The organism is Ruegeria sp. HKCCD4884, from assembly GCF_013110855.1.
GTDB lineage: Bacteria > Pseudomonadota > Alphaproteobacteria > Rhodobacterales > Rhodobacteraceae > Ruegeria.
Genome location: NZ_WVRJ01000003.1, coordinates 49,846 through 70,691 on the forward strand (window position 1 = coordinate 49,846; position 20,846 = coordinate 70,691).

Consider the following 20,846-nt stretch of genomic DNA (forward strand, 5'->3'; position numbering starts at 1 on the left):
GAGTACCAGCGGCAAAGTCAAAGTCCCTGCCCCGGTTTCACGTCCTTCAACTCCATCGCCTTGGCCGGGTCGCGCATCATCTGGCCGACAATGTCCTGACGCTTGATGTCCTGACGGTGGCGCAATGTCAGCACGATGGCGCCGATCATGGCCACCAGCAGGATCAGGCCCGCCAGTTGGAACAGAAGGAAATATTGATCATAAAGGATGACACCCAACGCCTCGGTGTTGTGGCGGTCCGCTGGAACTGGCTGGGCCAGATTGGCCGCCGCACCCTGCGCGCTGTCCCAAGCGCCAAAGGCCATGACGAACTGCATCAGGATGACCAGACCGATCAGAAGGGCCAGCGGCATATAGCGTGCCATCTCGGCCTTGAGTTCGGCAAAGTCCACGTCCAACATCATCACCACGAACAGGAACAGCACCGCAACCGCGCCTACATAGACGATGATCAGCAGCATCGCCACAAACTCGGCCCCCAGCAGCACGAACAGCCCCGCCGCCGACAGGAAGGACAGGATCAGCCAAAGCACCGAGTGCACCGGCTGGCGGCTGATCACCGTGAACAGCCCGCCGGTGATGGCGCTGATGGCAAACAGATAGAAGGCAAAGACGGTCATTGATCCTCATCCTCGTTGCCGCCCATGACCTCTTGCGCCAGATCCAGCGCGCGGGTCATGGCCGGGATGCCGGCAAAGACCGACATCTGACCGATCGTTTCCACGATCTCTTGTTTCTTGGCACCCGCTTCCAGCGCGTGGCGCACAGTTTGGCGCACGGCACTATCCGCTTGCGCGCCCTGACAGGTCAGCCCGGCCAGCGTCAACAGCAGGCGGGTTTTGGCATCCAGCCCGTCTTTGTTGACGGTGTTGCCGAACATCATCTCCATGACCTCTTTCGGCATGGTCGGCCACAGCGCTTCGAACCCCTTGGGCGAAAAGCTTTCCATCGCCGGGTTCATCGCCTTGGCCATGTCCTGAGCCTGCTTCATCATCAGCTCGAACGGATTTGTCGGGCTGTCAGTCATCGATACGGCGCGTCCATTTCCAGATTGCGGGCGATTTCGGCTTCCCAGCGTTCGCCGTTATCCAGCAGTTTTTCCTTGTCGTAGAACAGCTCTTCGCGGGTTTCCGTGGCGAATTCGAAATTCGGCCCTTCAACGATGGCATCAACCGGGCATGCCTCTTGGCAGAAGCCGCAATAGATGCATTTGGTCATGTCGATGTCGTAACGTGTCGTGCGGCGGCTGCCGTCTTCGCGCGGCTCCGCGTCGATGGTGATGGCTTGCGCCGGGCATACTGCTTCACACAGTTTGCAGGCAATGCAGCGTTCTTCACCGTTGGGATAACGACGCAGCGCGTGTTCCCCGCGGAATCGCGGCGACAGAGGGCCCTTTTCATGCGGATAGTTCACGGTGGCCTTCGGGGCAAAAAAGTACTTGAGCCCCAGTTTCATACCGACCCAGAAGTCCTGTAGCAGAAAGTACTTGGCGGCGCGGGTGTAGTCGATTTGAGTCATAGAGAGCTAACCTTCTGATCATATCGCGTTCCACCGGCATTGGAGTAGTCACGCCAGTGCGTCTCGTAGTCACTTTGAAGAACCGTGTCCATGAGAGCCGCTTCGGAACCGCGCTGGATTTCATAGTACAAATAGACCTGCCCATCCGGGAGGGCATCGCCCAGGTCGATCCGTTGTTCTCCATCCGCCGGATCTTGTAGATCCAAAACCGCCTGGTGAAAGGCACGGCTGCGTTGAATCGCCTGGCACGTGTTGACCACGCAGCCCGCGTTCCGACGCCAGAACGAATAGACCAGTTCCGGATTGAACTGATACATCCCATGCCCGGCCCAGCCGTTCAGGCCATTCACCGAGATGAAATGCCCGCCGGGCTTCAGCATGTGAAACACGTTTTCCAACGCAACGGGGACGTTAAACACATGCTCAATCGTTCCACCGTCGAAGATGAAATCGAATTGACCCGCAAGTTCTTTCGGAATGGGGCGGTTTAGGTCCTGGAGGATCGTCGCGCCTTCGTGGTCCGAGAAATCCATAGTTTCGACTTCACCCAAACCCAGCTTGCGAAAGAACGTCTCGCTGTAGCCATCCGACTGCTGAAGGTCTTCCAACTGAATATGGTCCAGCCCCTCTCGGCGCAGTTTGCGCTGAAAGATCCTGGGGGGCCGCAGACGAACAAATTCCTGACGGCCCAGCATCAATGAACGGCCTTCCACAGAGTGCCGTGTCGAAAACTCGACAAGCTTGGAGAAGACTGTGAAATCGATACCCAACGCGTTAGCCCCCTGTGCTCCAACGGGCGAACGCACCCCAGAACCAGTCGAACTTTGCCGCGAAGGCCACAAAGACCACCCAGGCCAGCGAGAACGGCAGGAACACTTTCCAACCCAGCCGCATCAGTTGGTCATAGCGGTAGCGGGGCGTGATTGCCTTGACCATCGCAAAGAGGAAGAAGAAGAACGCCATCTTGGCGACCATCCACAGCACGCCATCGGGCAAGCCCGGGATCGGTGACAGCCAGCCGCCGAAGAACAGCAGCGTGGTCAGCGCGCACATCAGGAAGATCGCGATGTATTCACCGGCCATAAACAGCAGGAAGGGTGTGGCAGAGTATTCAACCTGGTAACCGGCGACCAGTTCAGATTCCGCTTCGGGCAGGTCGAAGGGTGGCCGGTTGGTTTCAGCCAGCGCCGAAATGAAGAACAGGAACACCATCGGGAAGTGCGGCAGCCAGTACCAACTGAAGAAGCCGAACGAGCCGTCCTGCGCGCGCACAATGTCACCAAAGTTCATCGACCCGGTCGAGATGATCACACCGATGATGATCAGGCCGATCGAAACCTCGTACGAAATCATCTGCGCAGCAGAGCGCAAAGACCCAAGGAACGGGTACTTTGAGTTCGACGCCCAACCGCCCATGATCACGCCATAAACTTCCAGCGAAGACACAGCGAAAACATAGAGAATGGCGACGTTGATGTCTGACAGAACCCAGCCGTCATTGAACGGGATTACTGCCCAGGCGATCATCGCCAGTACAAAAGAGGTGAGCGGTGCAAGGATAAAGACGGTCCGGTCCGCCCCCGCCGGGATGACAACCTCTTTGACCACATATTTCAGTGCGTCGGCCACCGATTGCAGCAAGCCGTACGCGCCAACCACGTTCGGTCCGCGACGCATCTGGACAGCGGCCCAGATCTTGCGATCGCCGTAAACAAGGAACAACAGCGAGATCATCACAAACGCAACAACTGCAAGCACTTGCGCCAGAATGATGATGGCTATTCCGCCTGGGGTGTTAAAGAAATCAGCCATTGGTCCTCACACCGTGGGTATTCCGTTTTCCGCGCGCGATGCAAAGGCCAGGTGCCTGCGCAAAGTGCGACTGGGTCGGCGCGTTGGTGTAAACAGCATCTGCCGCTTCAGCGCCACCCTTAATCTTCAGTTTCACACACAAATCCAGCGCGGCGAACTGCCACCCGGCAGCCGCCTTTGCTTGTGATATGAAACGGTTCCAGCTCATTCCGCCGCGATCTTTCCGGTCTGACGCGCCTGCGCCTGTGCCGAAAGTTCGGCCATCAGTTGAGACGCACGGGCAATCGGGTTGGTCAGATAGAAGTCCTTGACTGCATTGCGGAACGTGGCCTGACCCAGCGGCGCTGCGTCGAGCGTTTGAACTTCATTCTCAAGCACCTCATCGATCCGGGCCAGATGCGGCACAGCTTCAATGAGTGCGGTTCGCAATTGCGCAAGCGAGTCGAATGGAAGTGTCGCGCCCAATTCGGCCGACAATGCCCGCAGAATTGCCCAGTTTTCCTTAGCGTCGCCCGGCGCAAAACCGGCGCGCATCGCCAATTGCGGGCGTCCTTCAGTGTTCACGAACAAACCGTTTTCTTCGGTATAGGCCGCGCCCGGCAAGATCACATCGGCGCGGTGAGCGCCACGGTCTCCGTGGCTGCCCTGGTAAACGACAAACGCGCCTTCGCCGATTTCAACCTCATCCGCGCCAAGATTATAAATCACGTCGGCCGCGTTGACCGCATCCATGCCACCTTCGTTGGTCGCATTTACATCCATCGCACCCACGCGCGAAGCCGCTGTGTGCAAAACCAAAAGCCCGCTTTCAGTATTGGCTGCAATGGTTTGTGCGGACGCCAGCACAGCAGCGCCGTCCGCTTCTTGCAGGGCACCCTGCCCCACGATCACCAGCGAGGGCTTGCCCTTGATGGCGTCGTCACCCCCCATGTCGACGACCTTCTGCAAGGCCGCGCGATCATCGCCCATGTGATGGTAGTCATAGGTCAGATCTACTGCCGGACCGACCAGAGCCACCTCGGCACCATGCGCCCAGGCTTTGCGGATCCGCGCGTTCAGTACCGGAGCCTCATCACGCGGATTGGTCCCGATCAACAGAATGCGTTCAGCCGAGTCGATGTCTTCAATCGTAGCGGTCCCGGCATAAGCCCCGCGGTTGCCAGCAGGCAGCTTGGCACCATCGGTACGACATTCGACAACACCGCCCTGCCCTTCGATCATCTGCTTCAAAGCAAAGGTCGCTTCGATCGAGGCCAGATCACCCACGATCCCAGCAGGTTTTTCGGCGCTCTTCAGTGCCTCAGCAGCTTTGGTCAGCGCCTCGGGCCATGAAGCCGGGCGCAACTTGCCGTTTTCGCGAATGTAGGGCTTGTCCAAGCGCTGACGACGCAGGCCATCCCAGACAAAGCGGGTTTTGTCGCTGATCCACTCTTCGTTCACGCCATCGTGGTTGCGCGGCAGGAAGCGCATCACTTCGCGCCCTTTGGTGTCCACGCGGATGTTCGAACCAAGGGCGTCCATGACGTCTACGCTCTCGGTCTTGGTCAGTTCCCATGGGCGAGCGGTAAACGCGTAGGGTTTCGACGTCAGTGCACCCACCGGGCACAAGTCGATGATATTGCCCTGCAGGTTCGATTGCAGTGTTTCGTTCAGGTACGAGGTGATCTCGGCATCCTCGCCCCGCCCAGTCTGACCCATCTGTGTGATCCCGGCGACCTCGGTCGTGAAACGCACGCAGCGGGTGCAGCTAATGCAACGTGTCATCGCCGTGCCAACCAGCGGGCCAAGATCCAGATCATCGACTGCGCGTTTGGCTTCTTTGAAGCGCGAGCCGGAGACACCATAGGCCATCGCCTGATCCTGCAGGTCGCACTCACCGCCCTGGTCGCAAATCGGGCAATCCAGCGGGTGGTTGATCAGCAGAAACTCCATCACCCCTTCGCGGGCCTTTTTGACCATGGGCGAGTTTGTCTTGACGACCGGAGGTTGACCTTCCGGCCCCGGGCGCAGGTCGCGTACCTGCATCGCGCACGAAGCTGCCGGCTTGGGCGGGCCGCCCACAACCTCGACCAGGCACATCCGGCAGTTCCCGGCGATCGACAAACGTTCATGATAACAAAAACGCGGCACTTCTACCCCGGCTTGCTCACAAGCCTGGATCAGGGTCATCGCGCCTTCGACTTCGATTTCCTGCCCGTCGATATTGATCTTGCGGAGGTCAGACATGATTTCGTTAGCCTTTCAGGAATGCACCGATCCGGGTGCCGTTGGCAATCTCGCGTTGGCCAGCTGCGCAGAACGTGTCGGGCTGACCCACGACAACACCGCTTTGCTGGATGTATTTGATTAGGTCGTCCTGCGCGCGCTTACGCGGAATGGCATCGGCCAAATAGCGCAAGTCGCTTTCTTGATAACCCTTGGCCTTGAGCTCGGCGTCCAGCGATTTCATCTGCGCCTGCGCCTCGGGTCGATTAAACGAAATCGCCTGGCATTCGCCAGCGATTTGCTCAGCCACGGCAGCAGAGAACGCAAAGTCGTACAGTTCCGGTGGCAGCTCGGCGCGAAACTCTGCCCGAGAGGCGGCAGTGTCGGTCGCAGAGCTGGTTGGCGTTTCGCACGCCGATAATGACATCAGCAATGCCACACCAACTGCCCCGGATCTGAGAACCTGAACGCCCATCCGTCAATCCGCCCTCAAGTAAACGCCAATGGCGCTGTTTCGTTGAATTTCCTTTTGGCCCAACGTGCAAAACGTGGTGGGGTTTTCATAAGTCACCCCGTTTGAGGCCAGATAAGCCTCACCCTTGGCGCGCATGCGGTCTTTTTCTGCGTCCGACTCGACATAAGACCGGATTTCCCGGTCTGTGTATCCCAAGTCGTTCGCTTTGGAGCGCAGCCCCCACATCACGCTGATCGCCTTCAGTCGTCGCCCGCTGATCGAGGGGCAGTATTCCGAAATCTCGTTTGCGATGGCGATGTAATAGAGTTCATTGTCGATCTCTTTGACATCCCTCAAGGGCGGCTTTGCCTCTGCTGCCGCAGGAACAGCCATCAAGGCAGCCATAGCGATTGTTTTTGCATAGGACATAGGTTTTCCTTTCGTCTTGGAATTTCCAAGACGAAAGGATGCGCGTTTGCTAGGCAATAACGCCCTGCGCGCCCTTTCGTGATATGCAAAAACACTGGACATCATGGGCGTTTGCAGGTTCCTGCAAATGTGAGTTGATCATCCGCGATGGTAAGCTGTTGCGGTTCCGTGTCCGGCCCCACTTTCCAATCAATCCGCGACGATCCGAAGTTTTGCACACAGAACTTTGTGCCTTCGTGGCGCCCGGCCTCACGCGCGCCATCCAATGACGCAGACACACCTTTGACGACCACAGTAAAGTCAGCGGGCGACTTCTTCTTGTCGACAGCTTTGGCCTTGGTCCGGAACGCCTGACCATCGAACAAAAGCCGGTCCTCGGACGGTCTGATCAATCCGCAGGCGGATACACTGACCAAAGCCAGAACAACAACCAGGGTCTTCGAGATCTTCATACTTTCCCTCATTGCAGTCTTTACCGCCGCCTTGCCGTTAAAACGCCGCCACCAAGGCCATAAGGCCGATTACAAACATGCAGGCCCAACCCAGCACATACAGCACGGACCGCAAACCGCTGTTCGGCTTGCCGATCCCCCTAAGATGCACCACCAGCATGAGCAAGCGCGCAACCAAAGCAACTGACGCCAGAAGGTTGACCCAGAATGGGCTAACCCCCAGCAAAATTGCTGCAACTACAACAGTCAGAAACGCCGGAAGCGTTTCAGTTCCGTTGAGGTAGGCCCGGTTCAATCGATAGGCTTGATCACCGTAGTCTTGTTCAGGCGTCGCACCCGGTGCCAGTCCCTTGCCCTGCTTGGCCAGCGCAGAAAACGGGGCCAAAAACAGAACCACCAACGTGAAAAACACAACGGATGCTATGGCGTGTGAATATTCAGCAAAGGCTTCCATTCGGTTTACTCCGCTGCCATCGCACCCATGCGGCCCGACTTCTGGGCCTTGATGCGGTCCTCGATCTCTTCCCGGAAGTTGCGGATCAGGCCCTGGATCGGCCAAGCGGCCGCGTCACCCAAGGCACAGATGGTATGGCCTTCGACCTGTTTGGTCACATCAAACAGCATGTCGATCTCTTCCAATTCGGCCTCGCCGCGCACAAGACGGTCCATAACGCGCATCATCCATCCGGTGCCTTCCCGGCACGGCGTACACTGGCCGCAGCTTTCGTGCTTGTAGAACTTCGACAGCCGCCAGATCGCCTTGATGATGTCCGTCGACTTGTCCATTACGATCACCGCAGCAGTACCAAGGCCCGAGCCCAGATCATTGCGCAGGTAATCAAAATCCATGATCGCGTCGCGCATGTTTTCACCGCGCACGCAAGGAACAGAGGACCCACCCGGGATTACCGCCAACAGGTTGTCCCAACCGCCGCGAATGCCGCCGCAATGAGTTTCAATCAGCTCTTCGAATGAGATCGACATGGCCTCTTCGACGACACACGGGTTGTTCACATGGCCCGAGATCGCAAACAGCTTGGTGCCCGCGTTGTTCTGACGGCCAAAGCCTGCGAACCAGTCCGCGCCACGGCGCAGGATGGTCGGCACGACAGCAATGGATTCCACGTTGTTCACCGTGGTCGGGCAGCCATAAAGGCCAGCCCCCGCCGGGAACGGAGGTTTCATCCGTGGCATACCCTTCTTGCCCTCAAGGCTTTCGATCAGGGCGGTTTCCTCGCCGCAAATATAGGCCCCGGCCCCGTGATGCAGGAAGATATCGAAATCCCAACCCGAACCAGCGGCGTTCTTGCCCAAAAGACCAGCGTCATAAGCCTCGTCAATCGCGGCCTGCAGCGCCTCGCGCTCGCGGATGTATTCGCCGCGCAGGTAGATATAGCAGGTGTGCGCGTTCATCGCGAAAGAGGCTATCAGACAACCTTCGATCAGCGTATGCGGATCATGGCGCATGATCTCGCGGTCTTTGCAGGTGCCGGGTTCGGATTCATCCGCGTTCACCACCAGATAGGCCGGACGACCGTCGCTTTCCTTTGGCATGAACGACCATTTCAGGCCCGTCGGGAAGCCCGCGCCGCCGCGACCGCGCAGACCTGAGTCCTTCATCGTCTGGATGATCCAGTCGCGGCCCTTTTCGATCAGGCCAGCAGTGCCGTCCCAATGCCCGCGGGCCTGTGCGCCTTTCAGCGTGCGCTCATGCATCCCGTAGATGTTGGTAAAGATCCGGTCCTGATCCTTCAGCATCGCGTGTTACCTTCAGCTGTCCTGACGCATGCGCCAGAGTTGAAAAATGTTGATGCCTGCATAGATGAAACCCGCCAAGGCAGCGAGATCAAACAGCAAGGCGTGCCGGGTGGTCAAACCCAGCGCGGGGCCGATGAACAGGTTCATGGCAAGCCAGATCAGCATGGTCACGGCGATGACCACTCCGATGTGTCGACCCTTGCGGGCTATGGCCTGTTCCTTATCTTTGTCCATCTTTCCCTGATGCCCCGGGTGGGCATCTGCTTAGTCTTCGTAGGTGCCGTCTTCCTTGGCACGTTTGGCGAATTCGGTTTCGTCACCCACCGCAAGCTTGGCCGCCTGTTCGATCCAGCCGTCGCGTTCGATCCGGCCTTTGAACTTCAGACGTGCATCAACCCAGGCCACATGTTCGGGTGTCCAGGCCGCGATTTGGTCGTAGTGATAGAAACCCAGCTCATTCAGCGTTTCTTCCAGCTTCGGCCCCACGCCTTTCAACAGCTTGAGGTCGTCCGGCAATCCGCCACGCGCCTCGGTCAGCGTTCTGGGCGCGTCTTCTTTGACAGCTTCCGGCTCAGCCTTGGCTTTCGCTTCTTCCGCCTGCTTCACCGCAGGTTTCGCAGGTTCTGGTGCTTTGGGAGGCTTCGCCGCAGCCGAGGCTCCGGCCTGCTTGCCATCCTTGCCCAACCAAGGCGTCAGGATCGGCACTTCGGTGCCGTCGATGCGCTTGACCGTGTCGCCCAGATCCGTCGCCAGCTCAACGCTTGCGTTGTATTGCGGCTTGCCAGCTTCATATTCCGACAGGCTGCTCAACCCCTTCAGCGGCTCAGCCGCATAGCGCCCGTTCTGCGGTCCGGGTGTCGGTACCTTGCCAGCGGCCAGATCATCGATGATCTTACCAAAACTCTCAGCCGTCAGGTCTTCGTAGTAATCCTTGCCGATCTGCGCCATCGGCGCATTGGTGCAAGAGCCGAGGCATTCCACCTCTTCCCAGCTCAACTTGCCATCAGCGGACAGCTCATGCGGCTTGACGGCAATCTTTTCCTTGCAAACTGCAATCAGATCCTCGGCCCCGCAGATCATACAGGAGGTCGTGCCGCACACCTGAATATGCGCCACCGAACCAACCGGTTGTAGTTGGAACATGAAGTAGAAGGACGCAACCTCAAGCACGCGAATGTAGGCCATGCCCAGCATGTCGGCGACGGATTCAATCGCCGGGCGGGACAGCCAGCCTTCCTGCTCTTGCGCGCGCCACAGCAGCGGGATCACCGCGCTGGCCTGACGGCCTTCGGGGTATTTGGTAATCTGCGCTTCGGCCCATTGCTTATTGGCAGCGGTGAAGGCGAAGCTATCGGGTTGTTCGGGATGAAGACGGCGGAGCATTAGCGGTCAATCTCTCCAAATACGACGTCCATGGTGCCGATGATGGCGGCGACGTCGGCCAGTTGGTGGCCTTTGGCAACGTGGTCCATGGCTTGCAGGTGCAGGAAGCCCGGCGCGCGCAGTTTGGCCCTGTAAGGCTTGTTGGTGCCGTCCGCGACCAGATAGACGCCGAACTCGCCCTTGGGGGCCTCGACAGCGGCATAAACCTCGCCTGCGGGGACGTGGAAACCTTCGGTATACAGTTTGAAGTGATGGATCAGGCTCTCCATCGACGTCTTCATGTCCGATCGTTTCGGCGGGGTGATCTTGCCACGGGCCAGAACGTCTCCGGGGCACTCACGGATTTTGGCAATGGCCTGACGGATGATCAACAGCGACTGGCGCATCTCTTCCATCCGCACCAGATAGCGGTCAAAGCAGTCGCCGTTCTTGCCGACGGGGATCTGGAACTCGAACTCGTCATAGCATTCATAGGGCTGCGCGCGGCGCAGGTCCCATGCCAGACCGGACCCACGGACCATTACGCCCGAGAAGCCGTATTTCTGAATGTCATCTTCGGTCACGACGCCAATATCGGCGTTGCGCTGTTTGAAGATGCGGTTTTCGGTCAGCAGACCGTCAATATCATCCAGAACGGCTGGGAACTCGTGGCTCCACGCCTCGATATCGTCCAGCAGTTCGGGCGGCAGGTCCTGATGCACACCACCGGGGCGGAAATAGGCGGCGTGCAGCCGGGCACCACAGGCGCGCTCATAAAACACCATCAGCTTTTCGCGCTCTTCGAACCCCCACAGAGGCGGGGTCAGCGCGCCAACGTCCATCGCCTGCGTGGTCACGTTCAGCAGGTGGTTCAGGATGCGCCCGATCTCGGAATACAGCACCCGGATCAGCGACCCGCGGCGCGGCACCTCAACACCGGTCAGCTTTTCGATGGCCAGACACCAGGCATGTTCCTGATTCATCGGTGCCACGTAATCCAGACGGTCGAAATACGGCAGGTTCTGCAGGTAGGTCCGGCTTTCCATCAGCTTTTCGGTACCACGGTGCAGCAGGCCGATATGCGGGTCGCAGCGTTCGACGATCTCGCCGTCCAGCTCTAGCACAAGGCGCAGAACCCCGTGCGCCGCAGGGTGTTGCGGGCCGAAGTTAATGTTGAAGTTGCGGATTTTCTGTTCTCCGCTCAGCGCGTCCGTGCTGCCGTCATCGTATCTTGAGCCGTCCATCAACGCCCTCGTTTCTTCTTCGCTTCGGCCCGAACCCGGACCTTTTCGGCCTCGGCCGCCTTGGCGGCAGCCCCAGCAAGCAAAACTCCAAGCGCCCCGAGCATGATCAGTTCTCCCAACATCTCAGCAACGCTCCATCATCAGTTTCAGCTATCCTGCTTTTCATCGCCCGGAAGGATGTAATTCGCACCTTCCCACGGGGACATGAAATCGAACTGCCGATATTCCTGAACCAGACTGACCGGTTCGTAGACCACACGCTTTTGCGCCTCGTCATACCGTACTTCGGTAAAACCTGTGGTCGGGAAATCCTTGCGCAGCGGATAGCCGCGGAACCCATAGTCGGTCAGGATACGCCGCAGATCCGGGTGGCCCGAGAACAGAATGCCGAACATGTCGAATACCTCACGCTCGAACCAGTTGGCCGAGGGGTGAACGTCAACGATGGACGGCACCATGTCTTCCTCGCGGATCGAAACCCGCAGGCGGATGCGCTGATTTTGGTACATCGACAGGAAATGATAGACCACATCGAACCGCTTGGCGCGTTCGGGATAGTCGACACCGGTGATGTCCACCAAAGATGAGAATTGGCAGGACCGGTCGGTTTTCAGGAATTCGACAAATTCCACCAGGTTCGACGGGGCCACATCCACGTTCAGCTCGTCATGGGTCACATCCCAGGACAAAACACAATCTGCCCGCTTCAGCTCCAGCTGTGCGCCGAGTTCTTTGAGTGCTTCGCTCATCGGCTCTCTCCTCAGCGGACGATGGTGCCGGTACGGCGGATTTTGCGTTGCAGCTGCATCAGGCCATACAGCAGCGCTTCAGCGGTCGGAGGACAACCGGGCACGTATATGTCCACAGGCACAACACGGTCACAGCCACGCACGACCGAATAAGAATAGTGATAGTAGCCACCACCGTTGGCGCAGGAACCCATCGAGATCACATAACGCGGCTCGGGCATCTGGTCGTAAACCTTGCGCAGCGCGGGGGCCATCTTGTTGGTCAGCGTTCCGGCCACGATCATCACGTCCGACTGGCGAGGGGATGCACGCGGCGCGATGCCAAACCGTTCCGCATCGTAGCGCGGCATTGAGGTATGCATCATCTCAACCGCGCAGCAGGCCAGACCAAAGGTCATCCAGTGCAGAGAACCGGTGCGGGCCCAGTTGATAATATCCTCGGTCGAGGTCAGCAGAAACCCTTTGTCCTGCAGTTCCGCGTTCAGGGCCTGAGTGGCAACTTCTTTGTCGACACCGGCGGTGTTTGCACCCGTCATCACTCCCATTCCAGGGCCCCTTTCTTCCATTCATAGGCAAAGCCAATGGTCAGAACGCCCAGGAACACCATCATGGACCAGAAGCCTAGATCGCTGATGTCCTTAAAGCCGACGGCCCATGGAAACAGGAAGGCAATTTCCAGATCGAAAATGATGAAGAGAATCGACACCAGATAAAACCGAACGTCGAATTTCATCCGCGCATCGTCGAAGGCATTGAACCCACATTCATATGCGCTGACCTTCTCGGGGTCGGGATTGCGGACGGCCAGTACCACAGCGGCCAGAATCAAGACGATCCCAAGGCCCACGGCAACGGCCAGAAACACCAGAATCGGGAGGTACTCCCGCAGCAGGTCTTCCACGAATAGCTCCTTTCCTGCGCATATCCCAAAAGGGTGCGCCGTCAATTGGCGTGTTGACTGGACATTCTCTATCCGTGCGGGGTCAGGTGGTCAACCGAACACAATGCCCCACGACATCAAACATGCACTTGACAGCGCGGCATAGAATCGCAGCGCTGGTGTTCCAGAACAAATAAGCAGAGACCGCTTATCCCGCGTTGTTCCAGGATGGGCTACGTTTCTCAAAAAACGCCGAAATCCCTTCCCGTGCCTCTTCGGTTTCCCACCGTTCGACCAGCGCATCTATTGTCTGATCGATCACAGCATCGTCAATGCGCGGCCCGAGGCTTTGAACAAGCGCCTTCGCCGAAGCAACAGCCCCTGGCGCGCAGGTCAGATAGGGGCGAATTTCCGTCTCGACAGCAGCTGACAATTGATCCGCTGATACACTTCGCGCCAACAATCCCAGATCAACGGCTTCAGCGGCATCAAACAAACGGGCCGACATAAAAACGCGTCGTGCGCGCGCCTCACCCATACGGGCGGTGACGTATGGCCCGATTGTTGCCGGGATCAGACCCAGCCGCGTTTCCGTCAATCCCATCTTCAGGCTGTCGACGCCAATGGCGACATCGCAGACAGCCGCCATCCCAACGCCACCGCCAAAGGCGTTGCCTTGCAATGCCCCGATCAAGGGCTTGGGCATCGTATTCAGGGCTTGCAACATCTCGGCAAGCTTGCGGGCCTCGGTAAAGCGCGTCGCTTTATCCGCTGCCATCTGGTCCTGCATCCAACCCAGATCACCACCAGCACAAAAGCTTTTGCCATGCGCCGCAAGGACAACTACTCGAACATCAGCATCCTGACCCAACTGTCCTGCGGCTTGGGTCAATTCGGTGATCATCAGACCTGACAGGGCATTGTGCTTCTCTGGCCGATTCAGAGTCAGAGTGGCAACACCACGTGAATCGGACGCAATCGCGAGTGTTTCAAACATGTCAGCCTCTTAGCGCCTTTGCCATCTGTGCAGCTTCTTCAATCACAGCCAGATCCAGCCCCGTCTCGTATCCAAGTCTCTGCAAATGGGCGGCGACGGCTTCGGTCGCCACGTTGCCTTCAGCCCCCGGCGCATAAGGGCAACCGCCCAACCCGCCCACGGCCGCGTCAAACACGCGCACGCCCAGCGCCAGCGCCGCATCGATATTGTCAATTGCACGTCCATTGGTGTCGTGGAAATGCCCCGCCAGCCGCGTTACGGGAACTCTTTCACGCACCGCCAAAAGCATATGGGCGATCTTGTCGGGCGTCCCCTGCCCGATCGTATCGCCTAACGAGACCTCGTAGCAGCCCAGAGCAAACAACCGGTCTGCCACCTCGGCCACCTTCTCGGGCGGGGTCGGACCATCGTAGGGGCAATCGGTCACGCAAGAGACGTAACCACGGACCGGCAGGTCGATGTGGCGCGCTGCTTCAAGAATCGACGTGAACCGCTCTATCGATTCCTCGATTGAAGCGTTGACATTGGCTTTGGAAAAACCCTCGGAGGCCGAAGCAAACACGGCAATCTCGTCTGCCTTGGCCGCCAGCGCATCCTCATACCCGCGCATATTGGGCGTTAGCGCCGCGTAGCGGATTCCATCCACACGGTTGATCCCGGCCAGGACTTGCGCCGACCCGGCCATCTGCGGCACCCATTTTGGGGACACAAAGCTTGCGACTTCAATCCGGCGGAACCCGGCCCGGCTGAGGCTGTTGATCAGAGCAACCTTGTCAGCGACCGGTATCTCATTTTTTTCGTTCTGCAGCCCATCGCGCGGCCCTACCTCATAAATCTCGACCTGATCACCCATGTCTGCGCTCCTCCCGGCTTATTCACTTTCCACTACGGATTGCCCGACCGTGCCACGTGCGACGTTGCGGGTACAGATCACTCTTCCTCCAAACGCACCAGCGCTGCCCCGGCCTCGACCTGAGTACCCTCTTCAACCAGCACCTCGGCGACAACGCCGTCACGCGCCGCCAGCAGGGAATGCTCCATCTTCATAGCTTCAAGAATGGCCAGGCGATCACCCTCTTGCACGGCCTGACCCGCTGTCGCAAAGACCGCTTTGACCAGACCTGGCATCGGGGCCTCGATCACGTTGGTGTCGCCTGTGGCACTGGAATCCCTGTCCAGCGGGTCGATCAGGTCGAAGCTGCGGCCATAGTCCGAGAACACGGTCAGGGTCGACCCAATTACGGAAACGTCTGGCATCGGCGCACCGTTCAGTGTCCAGCGATCCGAGGTCCGCTCGGCCAAGACGCGATCCTCTCCCATTTGCCAAATCTGACGATCCGGTCCGTCGACTTGCACATCCAGATCCAAGGTTTCGCCCTCAGCGGAGAGTTGCACGGCGCGATGTAACGGAGCCCAAAGACAGAACCCGGTTTCAGGTGCGACATTCACCAGCTCCAAAGCTGTCATCGCCGCAGCAACAACTGCCTCGACTGAAGGTTCTGGTTCCTGAACCAATGTCTCAAGGTCCCGCCCGATCAAACCCGTATCCACATCGCCCGAGGCAAACCCCGCATGACGGGTCAACGCCCCCAAGAAGGCAAGGTTTGTTACGGTGCCCCCCACTTTGGTTGTCTGTAACACACGGTGCAACGTCTCAAGTGCGACAGAGCGGGTCGGCCCTTGCACAACCACCTTGGCAATCATCGGGTCATACCAGGGACTGATCGTATCCCCGGCCCGCACGCCACTGTCAGCGCGACAATTGGATGGGAAACTCAGATGTGTCAGCGTTCCTGTCGCGGGCAGAAACCCTTTCGGGACGTCTTCCGCATAAAGCCGTGCCTCGAACGCATGGCCCTGAATTGACAAGTCTTCCTGTTGCTTCGGCAAGCTCTCACCCGCCGCGACGCGTAGTTGCCATTCGACAAGATCAACACCAGTGATCGCTTCGGTCACGGGGTGTTCCACCTGCAGGCGTGTGTTCATCTCCATGAACCAGAACCTGTCCGGGCGCAGGCCGTCCGAGGCGTCCACGATGAATTCAACCGTGCCCGCGCCTTTGTATCCAATCGCATCGGCAGCACGCACGCCCGCCTGCCCCATCGCCTCGCGCATTTCAGGCGTCATGCCGGGGGCCGGAGCCTCTTCGATCACCTTCTGATGTCGCCTCTGCAGAGAGCAATCGCGTTCAAACAAATGCACCGCATGGGTGCCGTCACCAAAAACCTGCACCTCGATATGGCGCGGTTTGGCGACGAATTTCTCGACCAATACTGCGTCGTTGCCGAACGCTGTCCTTGCCTCGCCCCGGGCGCTGTCCAAAGCAGACGCGAAATCCTCGGGCCGCTCGACAAGACGCATCCCCTTGCCGCCACCGCCTGCCACGGCTTTGATCAGAACGGGATACCCGATGGTATCCGCTGCGCCCGCCAAGTGTTCAGGGTCCTGATTGTCACCGTGATAGCCCGGAACCACCGGAACACCGGCTTGCTCCATCAGAACCTTGGCCGCATCTTTCAGACCCATCTTGCGGATCGCATCCGCTGACGGACCAATGAATGTCAGCCCTGCGGCCTCGACCGCATCCACGAAATCCGGGTTTTCGGACAGAAACCCATAGCCGGGATGGATCGCCTGCGCACCCGTATCCAACGCGGCCTGAATGATCACATCGCTTTTCAGATAACTCTCAGCCGGGGCCGCACCGCCGATTTGCACGGCCTGATCCGCCATCTGCACATGCTTGGCCGCGGCGTCCGCGTCCGAATACACCGCAACGCAGGAAACGCCCATCTTCTGAGCGGTTTCCATCACGCGGCAGGCGATCTCTCCCCGGTTGGCAATCAGGATTTTGTTGAACATCTTTTTCACCCTTCCAAGGCCAAGTCTTTCACCAGTCGAAACCGTTCGCACACGAGTTTCATCTCGGGATCAAACCCACCGTTTCGTTGGAAATAGCGACGATGATGGTCTTGCCATTCTTCGAGCGTTTCAGTCTCACCTTCCGCCAAAGCGAAATCCTCGGTCACATCGCAGTACCGCTGAATTGAAACATCCTGGGTTTCAATGACCAATGCCGGTGTATCGTCCCAGTTCAGCGCAATATCGCAGCGACCCGGCTTGGGCATTTCTAAGCTGCCTTCAGGATAGTTACTCAGCGCGTCGCAGGTCGCTGTTTTGCGGCCACTGCGAACCAATGCCAGAAGTTCGGCGCTCAGCTCTGCGTTGTCGCCAAATTTGAATGTCTGAGCGCCGGGATAGCGGGCCGTAAGGGTTTTCAAGCTCACGCTCATCTTACATCCTGAACACGCCGAAACGTGTCTCCTCAATAGGTGCGTTCAGCGCCGCACTCAGCGACAGGGCCAGTACGTCGCGCGACTTGCGCGGATCGATGATGCCGTCATCCCAGAGCCGCGCCGAGGCGTAGAGCGGGTGCGATTGTTCTTCGAACATCTCCAGCGTTGGGCGTTTGAACTCGGCCTCTTCTTCGGCCGACCATGTGCCGCCTTGCCGTTCGATCCCGTCACGTTTGACTGTGGCCAAAACCCCTGCCGCCTGCTCACCGCCCATCACGGAAATGCGCGAGTTCGGCCATGTCCACAAGAACCTTGGCTGATAGGCCCGACCGGCCATGCCATAGTTCCCAGCCCCGAACGAGCCGCCCACCAGCATGGTAATCTTGGGTACCGAGGTCGTCGCCACCGCCGTTACCATCTTGGCCCCGTGCCGGGCGATGCCTTCGTTTTCGTATTTCCGTCCCACCATGAAGCCGGTGATGTTCTGCAGGAACACGATCGGCGTCTGTCGCTGCGAACACAGCTCCATAAAATGCGCGCCCTTCTGAGCGGCCTCGGAAAACAACACACCATTGTTGGCAATTATGCCGACCGGGCAGCCTTTGACATGGGCGAACCCGGTTACCAACGTGTCGCCAAAGCGCGGTTTGAACTCATCGAACCGAGAGCCATCAACCAGCCTCGCAATGACCTCGCGGATGTCGTAGGGCGTGCGCAGATCGGCGGGGACGACGCCAAGAATCTCTTCGGGGTCGTAAGCAGGCTCTTCAGGGGATTCAAACTGTAGGCCGGACTTCAGCCCGGCACCGCCCAACGACGCCACGGCCCGCCGTGCGAGCGCCAGCGCGTGCGCGTCATCCTCGGCCAGGTAATCCGCCACGCCGGACAAGCGGGTGTGGACGTCTCCCCCACCCAGTTCCTCGGCACTGACGACCTCGCCCGTCGCGGCCTTAACCAGAGGTGGCCCAGCCAGAAAAATCGTGCCCTGCTCTTTCACGATGATCGTCACATCAGACATCGCGGGCACATAAGCCCCGCCCGCCGTACACGACCCCATCACCACCGCGATCTGAGCGATCCCCTTCGCGCTCATCCGCGCCTGATTGTAGAAAATGCGGCCAAAGTGGTCGCGGTCAGGGAAGACCTCATCCTGATTTGGCAGGTTCGCACCGCCGCTATCGACCAGATAGATGCAGGGCAGATGATTTTCCTCGGCAATCTCTTGCGCGCGCAGGTGTTTCTTCACCGACAGCGGGTAATACGTGCCGCCCTTTACAGTGGCGTCGTTGCAGACCACCATGACCTCACGCCCCTGCACCCGGCCGATGCCGGCGATCACCCCAGCACAAGGCGCGGCATCGCCATACATCCCATGCGCCGCCGTAGCACCGATTTCCAGAAACGGAGAGCCCGCGTCCAAAAGGTTCGCGACCCTGCGCCGAGGCAGCATCTTGCCCCGTGATTCATGCCGCGCGCGAGATTTCTCGCCCCCGCCCATGCGTGCCGCTTCGGCAGCAGCTGAGATTTGGGCCAGCGCGTCGAGATGGGCCGCGCGGTTTGCTTTGAAGCCTTCAGAGGTTGTTATTGCTTTACTCGTGAGCTTCATTGGCTCTCCTCCCTCTTTTCCACCCAATCGGCCAAAGACACCGCTCCCAGGTAACGTCCGAAAGACACTAAGGCAGCACATTCCGTGTCAAAGCTTGGTGTTTCACAACGACTGGCAACGCTTGTGTTGTTCAAAAGCTCCAATCGCTTTTGATAGAAGTGTTTTTGCTGGGACAAAGCCTCCAGGTTTTCTGGAAGACCATCCACATTTGCTTTGGACCGGTCTACGAAATTTGAAGCCAAGTTTTTAAAGCAAGAATGACTGTCTGTGGAAAATCGACAATAGCCTAGGATCACCGCTATACACTCTTGTGTTTTTCCAGCCTGATCCAGTTTGCCTTCTGCACTTGCAAGGCAGCGTTCTGTCCAAGCATAGGGACTACTTTGGTCTGCCAAGCTCACAGCTGGCGCTGCAATGCAGGCAACGACGAACGAAGTCGCGACGTATAAGCTCTTCATCATAGCACCCCTTCCCCCGCCGCACGCGCCTTCAGTTCCTTCCGGATCACCTTCCCCGTCACCGTCATCGGCAGTTCCTCCAGAAACGCCACCTCACGCGGGTAGGAGTAATGCGCCAGACGATCTTTGACCCAATCCTGCAACTCACGCTCTGCAGCCGCAGCCCCCGGTTTCAACACCACATACGCCTTGACGATCTCGGTCCGCAGCGGGTCGGGTTTGCCGACCACACCCACGGTCGCCACCGCCGGGTGGGTCAGCAGGCAATCCTCGATCTCGGCAGGGCCGATGCGGTATCCGGCTGAGGTAATTACGTCGTCGTCGCGTCCGACAAAGCGCAGGTAGTCGCCCTCCCAAACGCCGCGATCTCCGGTGATCAACCAATCGCCTCGGAATTTCTCAGCCGTCGCCTCGGGCCTGTTCCAGTATTCCAGCAGCATCGAAGCCGAGCCGCGCCGGATCGCCACGTCGCCTTCCTCGGTCGTTGGGTTGCCTTTCTCGTCAATCACCGCCACCTCATGCCCCGGCACGGGTTTGCCGATGCAGCCGGGCTGCACTGGGAAATCCTCGGCGCAAGAGGACACGACCATATTACATTCTGTCTGGCCGTAGAATTCATTGATCGTCAGACCAAACGCCTTTTGACCCCAGGCCAGCATCTCGGCCCCCAAGGGCTCGCCCCCGGACGCGACCGAGCGCAGGCCGGGAATGCCCTGATCTGCCGCTTTCAGCATCCGCAAGGCTGTAGGAGGGAAAAACACGTTGCGCACCCCGCCGCGTGCGACAATATCGGCGCAGGCTTCGGGCGTGAATTTCTCAAGCCGCGCCGCGACCACGGGAATACCAAGCGCCAGGCCCGGCATTAGCACATCGAACAAACCGCCGATCCATGCCCAATCTGCCGGAGTCCACAGGCAATCGCCCTCACGCAAATGGTTATGACTGATCGAGACACCCGGCAAATGCCCAGTCAGCAGCCGGTGCCCGTGCAAAGCCCCCTTTGGGCTGCCGGTGGTGCCCGAAGTATAGATCAGCACCGCCGGATCATTGGGGCCTGTGTCGGCGAACGGCAGGGATTGGCCCGCCTCGCCTACTTCAGATGCAATCAAAGCCTCGGCCAGATCGCCCAGCAGATCAGCGCCTTCGGCATCGGTCAGCACAATTTTGGCTCCAGCATCGCCGACCCGCGACCGCAGGGCATCTTGTTTGAACAGTTTGAACAGCGGAACTGAGATCGCCCCGATCTTCCAAATGGCCAGATGGGCGGCGGCACACCAGGGGGACTGGCTGAGCAACACGCCGACGCGATCTCCGGGCTGTACGCGGCGCAACAGCGCGCGGGCAAGATCATCCGCCATCTGATCCAGTTGGCCATAGGTGACATTGCGGGGATCCGAACCAGTCAGATCAACAACCGCCACCTGATCTTTTGCATGGCGCAGGCATTGCTGCGCCATGTTGAGCCGATCTGGCAGGTCCCAGCCGCCCCCTGGGCGCAAACCCGGTATGCGCTCAGGGGTTAGCACGGCAAATTCTCCTTATTTTGCTGTCACTTCCCTGAATCTCGTCGCCACCAGCTTTCACAGGAATTTGATGCAGATCAGAGTGCTCAAGGCTCTGTTCTGC

Annotated in this window: 26 protein-coding genes; all 26 read right to left on the minus strand. The window is 58.7% G+C overall.

Features of this window, described 5'->3' with window-relative positions; genetic code table 11:
* Positions 1 to 17 precede the first annotated feature (17 nt).
* Entirely contained in the window at positions 18 to 620 is a 603-nt protein-coding gene (locus GS636_RS05055) for an NADH-quinone oxidoreductase subunit J (protein ID WP_170615376.1), read from the minus strand.
* On the minus strand, positions 617 to 1,027 hold the full coding sequence (locus tag GS636_RS05060) for a carboxymuconolactone decarboxylase family protein (RefSeq protein WP_171092158.1): 411 nt from the start codon (positions 1,025 to 1,027) through the stop codon (positions 617 to 619). Before GS636_RS05060 ends, GS636_RS05055 begins: the two co-directional genes overlap by 4 nt.
* A complete protein-coding gene (gene nuoI / locus GS636_RS05065) occupies positions 1,024 to 1,518 on the minus strand; it encodes an NADH-quinone oxidoreductase subunit NuoI (RefSeq protein ID WP_170331439.1) in 495 nt (164 codons plus the stop codon). Before nuoI ends, GS636_RS05060 begins: the two co-directional genes overlap by 4 nt.
* Positions 1,515 to 2,324, minus strand: a complete 810-nt coding sequence (locus tag GS636_RS05070; protein WP_171668647.1) for a methyltransferase domain-containing protein — start codon at positions 2,322 to 2,324, stop codon at positions 1,515 to 1,517. Before GS636_RS05070 ends, nuoI begins: the two co-directional genes overlap by 4 nt.
* Positions 2,293 to 3,330 (minus strand): NADH-quinone oxidoreductase subunit NuoH, encoded by a 1,038-nt coding sequence (gene nuoH / locus GS636_RS05075; RefSeq protein WP_171092162.1) that lies wholly within the window; start codon positions 3,328 to 3,330, stop codon positions 2,293 to 2,295. The genes GS636_RS05070 and nuoH overlap by 32 nt, the downstream gene beginning before the upstream one ends.
* Positions 3,323 to 3,538: a hypothetical protein gene (locus GS636_RS05080; RefSeq protein WP_171668681.1), complete on the minus strand. Its 216-nt coding sequence runs from the start codon at positions 3,536 to 3,538 to the stop codon at positions 3,323 to 3,325. Before GS636_RS05080 ends, nuoH begins: the two co-directional genes overlap by 8 nt.
* Positions 3,535 to 5,556, minus strand: coding sequence for an NADH-quinone oxidoreductase subunit NuoG (nuoG, locus tag GS636_RS05085; RefSeq protein WP_171668682.1), 2,022 nt, complete (start codon positions 5,554 to 5,556; stop codon positions 3,535 to 3,537). The genes GS636_RS05080 and nuoG overlap by 4 nt, the downstream gene beginning before the upstream one ends.
* Before the next feature lie 7 nt (positions 5,557 to 5,563).
* A complete protein-coding gene (locus GS636_RS05090; protein ID WP_171668683.1) occupies positions 5,564 to 6,010 on the minus strand; it encodes a DUF5333 family protein in 447 nt (148 codons plus the stop codon).
* Between the two features lie 3 nt (positions 6,011 to 6,013).
* Positions 6,014 to 6,418, minus strand: coding sequence for a DUF5333 domain-containing protein (locus GS636_RS05095; RefSeq protein WP_253746354.1), 405 nt, complete (start codon positions 6,416 to 6,418; stop codon positions 6,014 to 6,016).
* 101 nt (positions 6,419 to 6,519) lie between these two features.
* Positions 6,520 to 6,870, minus strand: a complete 351-nt coding sequence (locus GS636_RS05100) for a hypothetical protein (RefSeq protein WP_171092169.1) — start codon at positions 6,868 to 6,870, stop codon at positions 6,520 to 6,522.
* Between the two features lie 37 nt (positions 6,871 to 6,907).
* Positions 6,908 to 7,324: an MAPEG family protein gene (locus GS636_RS05105; protein WP_171092171.1), complete on the minus strand. Its 417-nt coding sequence runs from the start codon at positions 7,322 to 7,324 to the stop codon at positions 6,908 to 6,910.
* Between the two features lie 5 nt (positions 7,325 to 7,329).
* Positions 7,330 to 8,628, minus strand: coding sequence for an NADH-quinone oxidoreductase subunit NuoF (nuoF, locus tag GS636_RS05110; protein WP_171092173.1), 1,299 nt, complete (start codon positions 8,626 to 8,628; stop codon positions 7,330 to 7,332).
* A 12-nt stretch (positions 8,629 to 8,640) separates the two neighbouring features.
* Positions 8,641 to 8,862, minus strand: coding sequence for a DUF5337 domain-containing protein (locus GS636_RS05115; protein WP_171092174.1), 222 nt, complete (start codon positions 8,860 to 8,862; stop codon positions 8,641 to 8,643).
* Between the two features lie 30 nt (positions 8,863 to 8,892).
* Positions 8,893 to 10,011 (minus strand): NADH-quinone oxidoreductase subunit NuoE, encoded by a 1,119-nt coding sequence (nuoE, locus tag GS636_RS05120; protein WP_171668684.1) that lies wholly within the window; start codon positions 10,009 to 10,011, stop codon positions 8,893 to 8,895.
* A complete protein-coding gene (locus GS636_RS05125; protein WP_171668685.1) occupies positions 10,011 to 11,234 on the minus strand; it encodes an NADH-quinone oxidoreductase subunit D in 1,224 nt (407 codons plus the stop codon). The genes nuoE and GS636_RS05125 overlap by 1 nt, the downstream gene beginning before the upstream one ends.
* Positions 11,234 to 11,356, minus strand: a complete 123-nt coding sequence (locus GS636_RS22795; RefSeq protein ID WP_256367953.1) for a hypothetical protein — start codon at positions 11,354 to 11,356, stop codon at positions 11,234 to 11,236. Before GS636_RS22795 ends, GS636_RS05125 begins: the two co-directional genes overlap by 1 nt.
* 24 nt (positions 11,357 to 11,380) lie before the next feature.
* The gene (locus GS636_RS05130) at positions 11,381 to 11,983 is read right to left on the minus strand and encodes an NADH-quinone oxidoreductase subunit C (RefSeq protein ID WP_171668686.1); all 603 of its coding nucleotides are present in this window, start codon (positions 11,981 to 11,983) and stop codon (positions 11,381 to 11,383) included.
* Between the two features lie 11 nt (positions 11,984 to 11,994).
* Entirely contained in the window at positions 11,995 to 12,528 is a 534-nt protein-coding gene (locus tag GS636_RS05135) for an NADH-quinone oxidoreductase subunit B family protein (protein ID WP_010442777.1), read from the minus strand.
* Positions 12,519 to 12,884, minus strand: a complete 366-nt coding sequence (locus tag GS636_RS05140) for an NADH-quinone oxidoreductase subunit A (protein WP_171668687.1) — start codon at positions 12,882 to 12,884, stop codon at positions 12,519 to 12,521. The genes GS636_RS05135 and GS636_RS05140 overlap by 10 nt, the downstream gene beginning before the upstream one ends.
* Before the next feature lie 187 nt (positions 12,885 to 13,071).
* Positions 13,072 to 13,860: a crotonase/enoyl-CoA hydratase family protein gene (locus GS636_RS05145; RefSeq protein WP_171668688.1), complete on the minus strand. Its 789-nt coding sequence runs from the start codon at positions 13,858 to 13,860 to the stop codon at positions 13,072 to 13,074.
* A gap of 1 nt (position 13,861) precedes the next feature.
* Entirely contained in the window at positions 13,862 to 14,713 is an 852-nt protein-coding gene (locus tag GS636_RS05150) for a hydroxymethylglutaryl-CoA lyase (protein WP_171668689.1), read from the minus strand.
* A 77-nt stretch (positions 14,714 to 14,790) separates the two neighbouring features.
* Positions 14,791 to 16,722: an acetyl/propionyl/methylcrotonyl-CoA carboxylase subunit alpha gene (locus GS636_RS05155; protein ID WP_171668690.1), complete on the minus strand. Its 1,932-nt coding sequence runs from the start codon at positions 16,720 to 16,722 to the stop codon at positions 14,791 to 14,793.
* 5 nt (positions 16,723 to 16,727) lie between these two features.
* Positions 16,728 to 17,153, minus strand: coding sequence for an ASCH domain-containing protein (locus GS636_RS05160; protein ID WP_171668691.1), 426 nt, complete (start codon positions 17,151 to 17,153; stop codon positions 16,728 to 16,730).
* Between the two features lies 1 nt (position 17,154).
* Positions 17,155 to 18,762, minus strand: a complete 1,608-nt coding sequence (locus tag GS636_RS05165) for a carboxyl transferase domain-containing protein (protein ID WP_171668692.1) — start codon at positions 18,760 to 18,762, stop codon at positions 17,155 to 17,157.
* Positions 18,759 to 19,223, minus strand: coding sequence for a hypothetical protein (locus GS636_RS05170; RefSeq protein ID WP_171668693.1), 465 nt, complete (start codon positions 19,221 to 19,223; stop codon positions 18,759 to 18,761). The genes GS636_RS05165 and GS636_RS05170 overlap by 4 nt, the downstream gene beginning before the upstream one ends.
* Complete coding sequence (locus GS636_RS05175; protein ID WP_371808694.1) at positions 19,220 to 20,746, minus strand: AMP-binding protein; 1,527 nt, start codon at positions 20,744 to 20,746, stop codon at positions 19,220 to 19,222. Before GS636_RS05175 ends, GS636_RS05170 begins: the two co-directional genes overlap by 4 nt.
* Positions 20,747 to 20,846 lie beyond the last annotated feature (100 nt).

Coding starts and splice junctions, on each gene's coding strand:
- GS636_RS05055 (WP_170615376.1), bottom strand. CDS start 620: ATGACCGTCTTTGCCTTCTATCTGTTTGCCATCAGCGCCATCACCGGC.
- GS636_RS05060 (WP_171092158.1), bottom strand. CDS start 1,027: ATGACTGACAGCCCGACAAATCCGTTCGAGCTGATGATGAAGCAGGCT.
- nuoI (WP_170331439.1), bottom strand. CDS start 1,518: ATGACTCAAATCGACTACACCCGCGCCGCCAAGTACTTTCTGCTACAG.
- nuoH (WP_171092162.1), bottom strand. CDS start 3,330: ATGGCTGATTTCTTTAACACCCCAGGCGGAATAGCCATCATCATTCTG.
- GS636_RS05080 (WP_171668681.1), bottom strand. CDS start 3,538: ATGAGCTGGAACCGTTTCATATCACAAGCAAAGGCGGCTGCCGGGTGG.
- nuoG (WP_171668682.1), bottom strand. CDS start 5,556: ATGTCTGACCTCCGCAAGATCAATATCGACGGGCAGGAAATCGAAGTC.
- GS636_RS05090 (WP_171668683.1), bottom strand. CDS start 6,010: ATGGGCGTTCAGGTTCTCAGATCCGGGGCAGTTGGTGTGGCATTGCTG.
- GS636_RS05095 (WP_253746354.1), bottom strand. CDS start 6,418: ATGTCCTATGCAAAAACAATCGCTATGGCTGCCTTGATGGCTGTTCCT.
- GS636_RS05100 (WP_171092169.1), bottom strand. CDS start 6,870: ATGAAGATCTCGAAGACCCTGGTTGTTGTTCTGGCTTTGGTCAGTGTA.
- GS636_RS05105 (WP_171092171.1), bottom strand. CDS start 7,324: ATGGAAGCCTTTGCTGAATATTCACACGCCATAGCATCCGTTGTGTTT.
- nuoF (WP_171092173.1), bottom strand. CDS start 8,628: ATGCTGAAGGATCAGGACCGGATCTTTACCAACATCTACGGGATGCAT.
- GS636_RS05115 (WP_171092174.1), bottom strand. CDS start 8,862: ATGGACAAAGATAAGGAACAGGCCATAGCCCGCAAGGGTCGACACATC.
- nuoE (WP_171668684.1), bottom strand. CDS start 10,011: ATGCTCCGCCGTCTTCATCCCGAACAACCCGATAGCTTCGCCTTCACC.
- GS636_RS05125 (WP_171668685.1), bottom strand. CDS start 11,234: ATGGACGGCTCAAGATACGATGACGGCAGCACGGACGCGCTGAGCGGA.
- GS636_RS22795 (WP_256367953.1), bottom strand. CDS start 11,356: ATGTTGGGAGAACTGATCATGCTCGGGGCGCTTGGAGTTTTGCTTGCT.
- GS636_RS05130 (WP_171668686.1), bottom strand. CDS start 11,983: ATGAGCGAAGCACTCAAAGAACTCGGCGCACAGCTGGAGCTGAAGCGG.
- GS636_RS05135 (WP_010442777.1), bottom strand. CDS start 12,528: ATGGGAGTGATGACGGGTGCAAACACCGCCGGTGTCGACAAAGAAGTT.
- GS636_RS05145 (WP_171668688.1), bottom strand. CDS start 13,860: ATGTTTGAAACACTCGCGATTGCGTCCGATTCACGTGGTGTTGCCACT.
- GS636_RS05150 (WP_171668689.1), bottom strand. CDS start 14,713: ATGGGTGATCAGGTCGAGATTTATGAGGTAGGGCCGCGCGATGGGCTG.
- GS636_RS05155 (WP_171668690.1), bottom strand. CDS start 16,722: ATGTTCAACAAAATCCTGATTGCCAACCGGGGAGAGATCGCCTGCCGC.
- GS636_RS05160 (WP_171668691.1), bottom strand. CDS start 17,153: ATGAGCGTGAGCTTGAAAACCCTTACGGCCCGCTATCCCGGCGCTCAG.
- GS636_RS05165 (WP_171668692.1), bottom strand. CDS start 18,762: ATGAAGCTCACGAGTAAAGCAATAACAACCTCTGAAGGCTTCAAAGCA.
- GS636_RS05170 (WP_171668693.1), bottom strand. CDS start 19,223: ATGATGAAGAGCTTATACGTCGCGACTTCGTTCGTCGTTGCCTGCATT.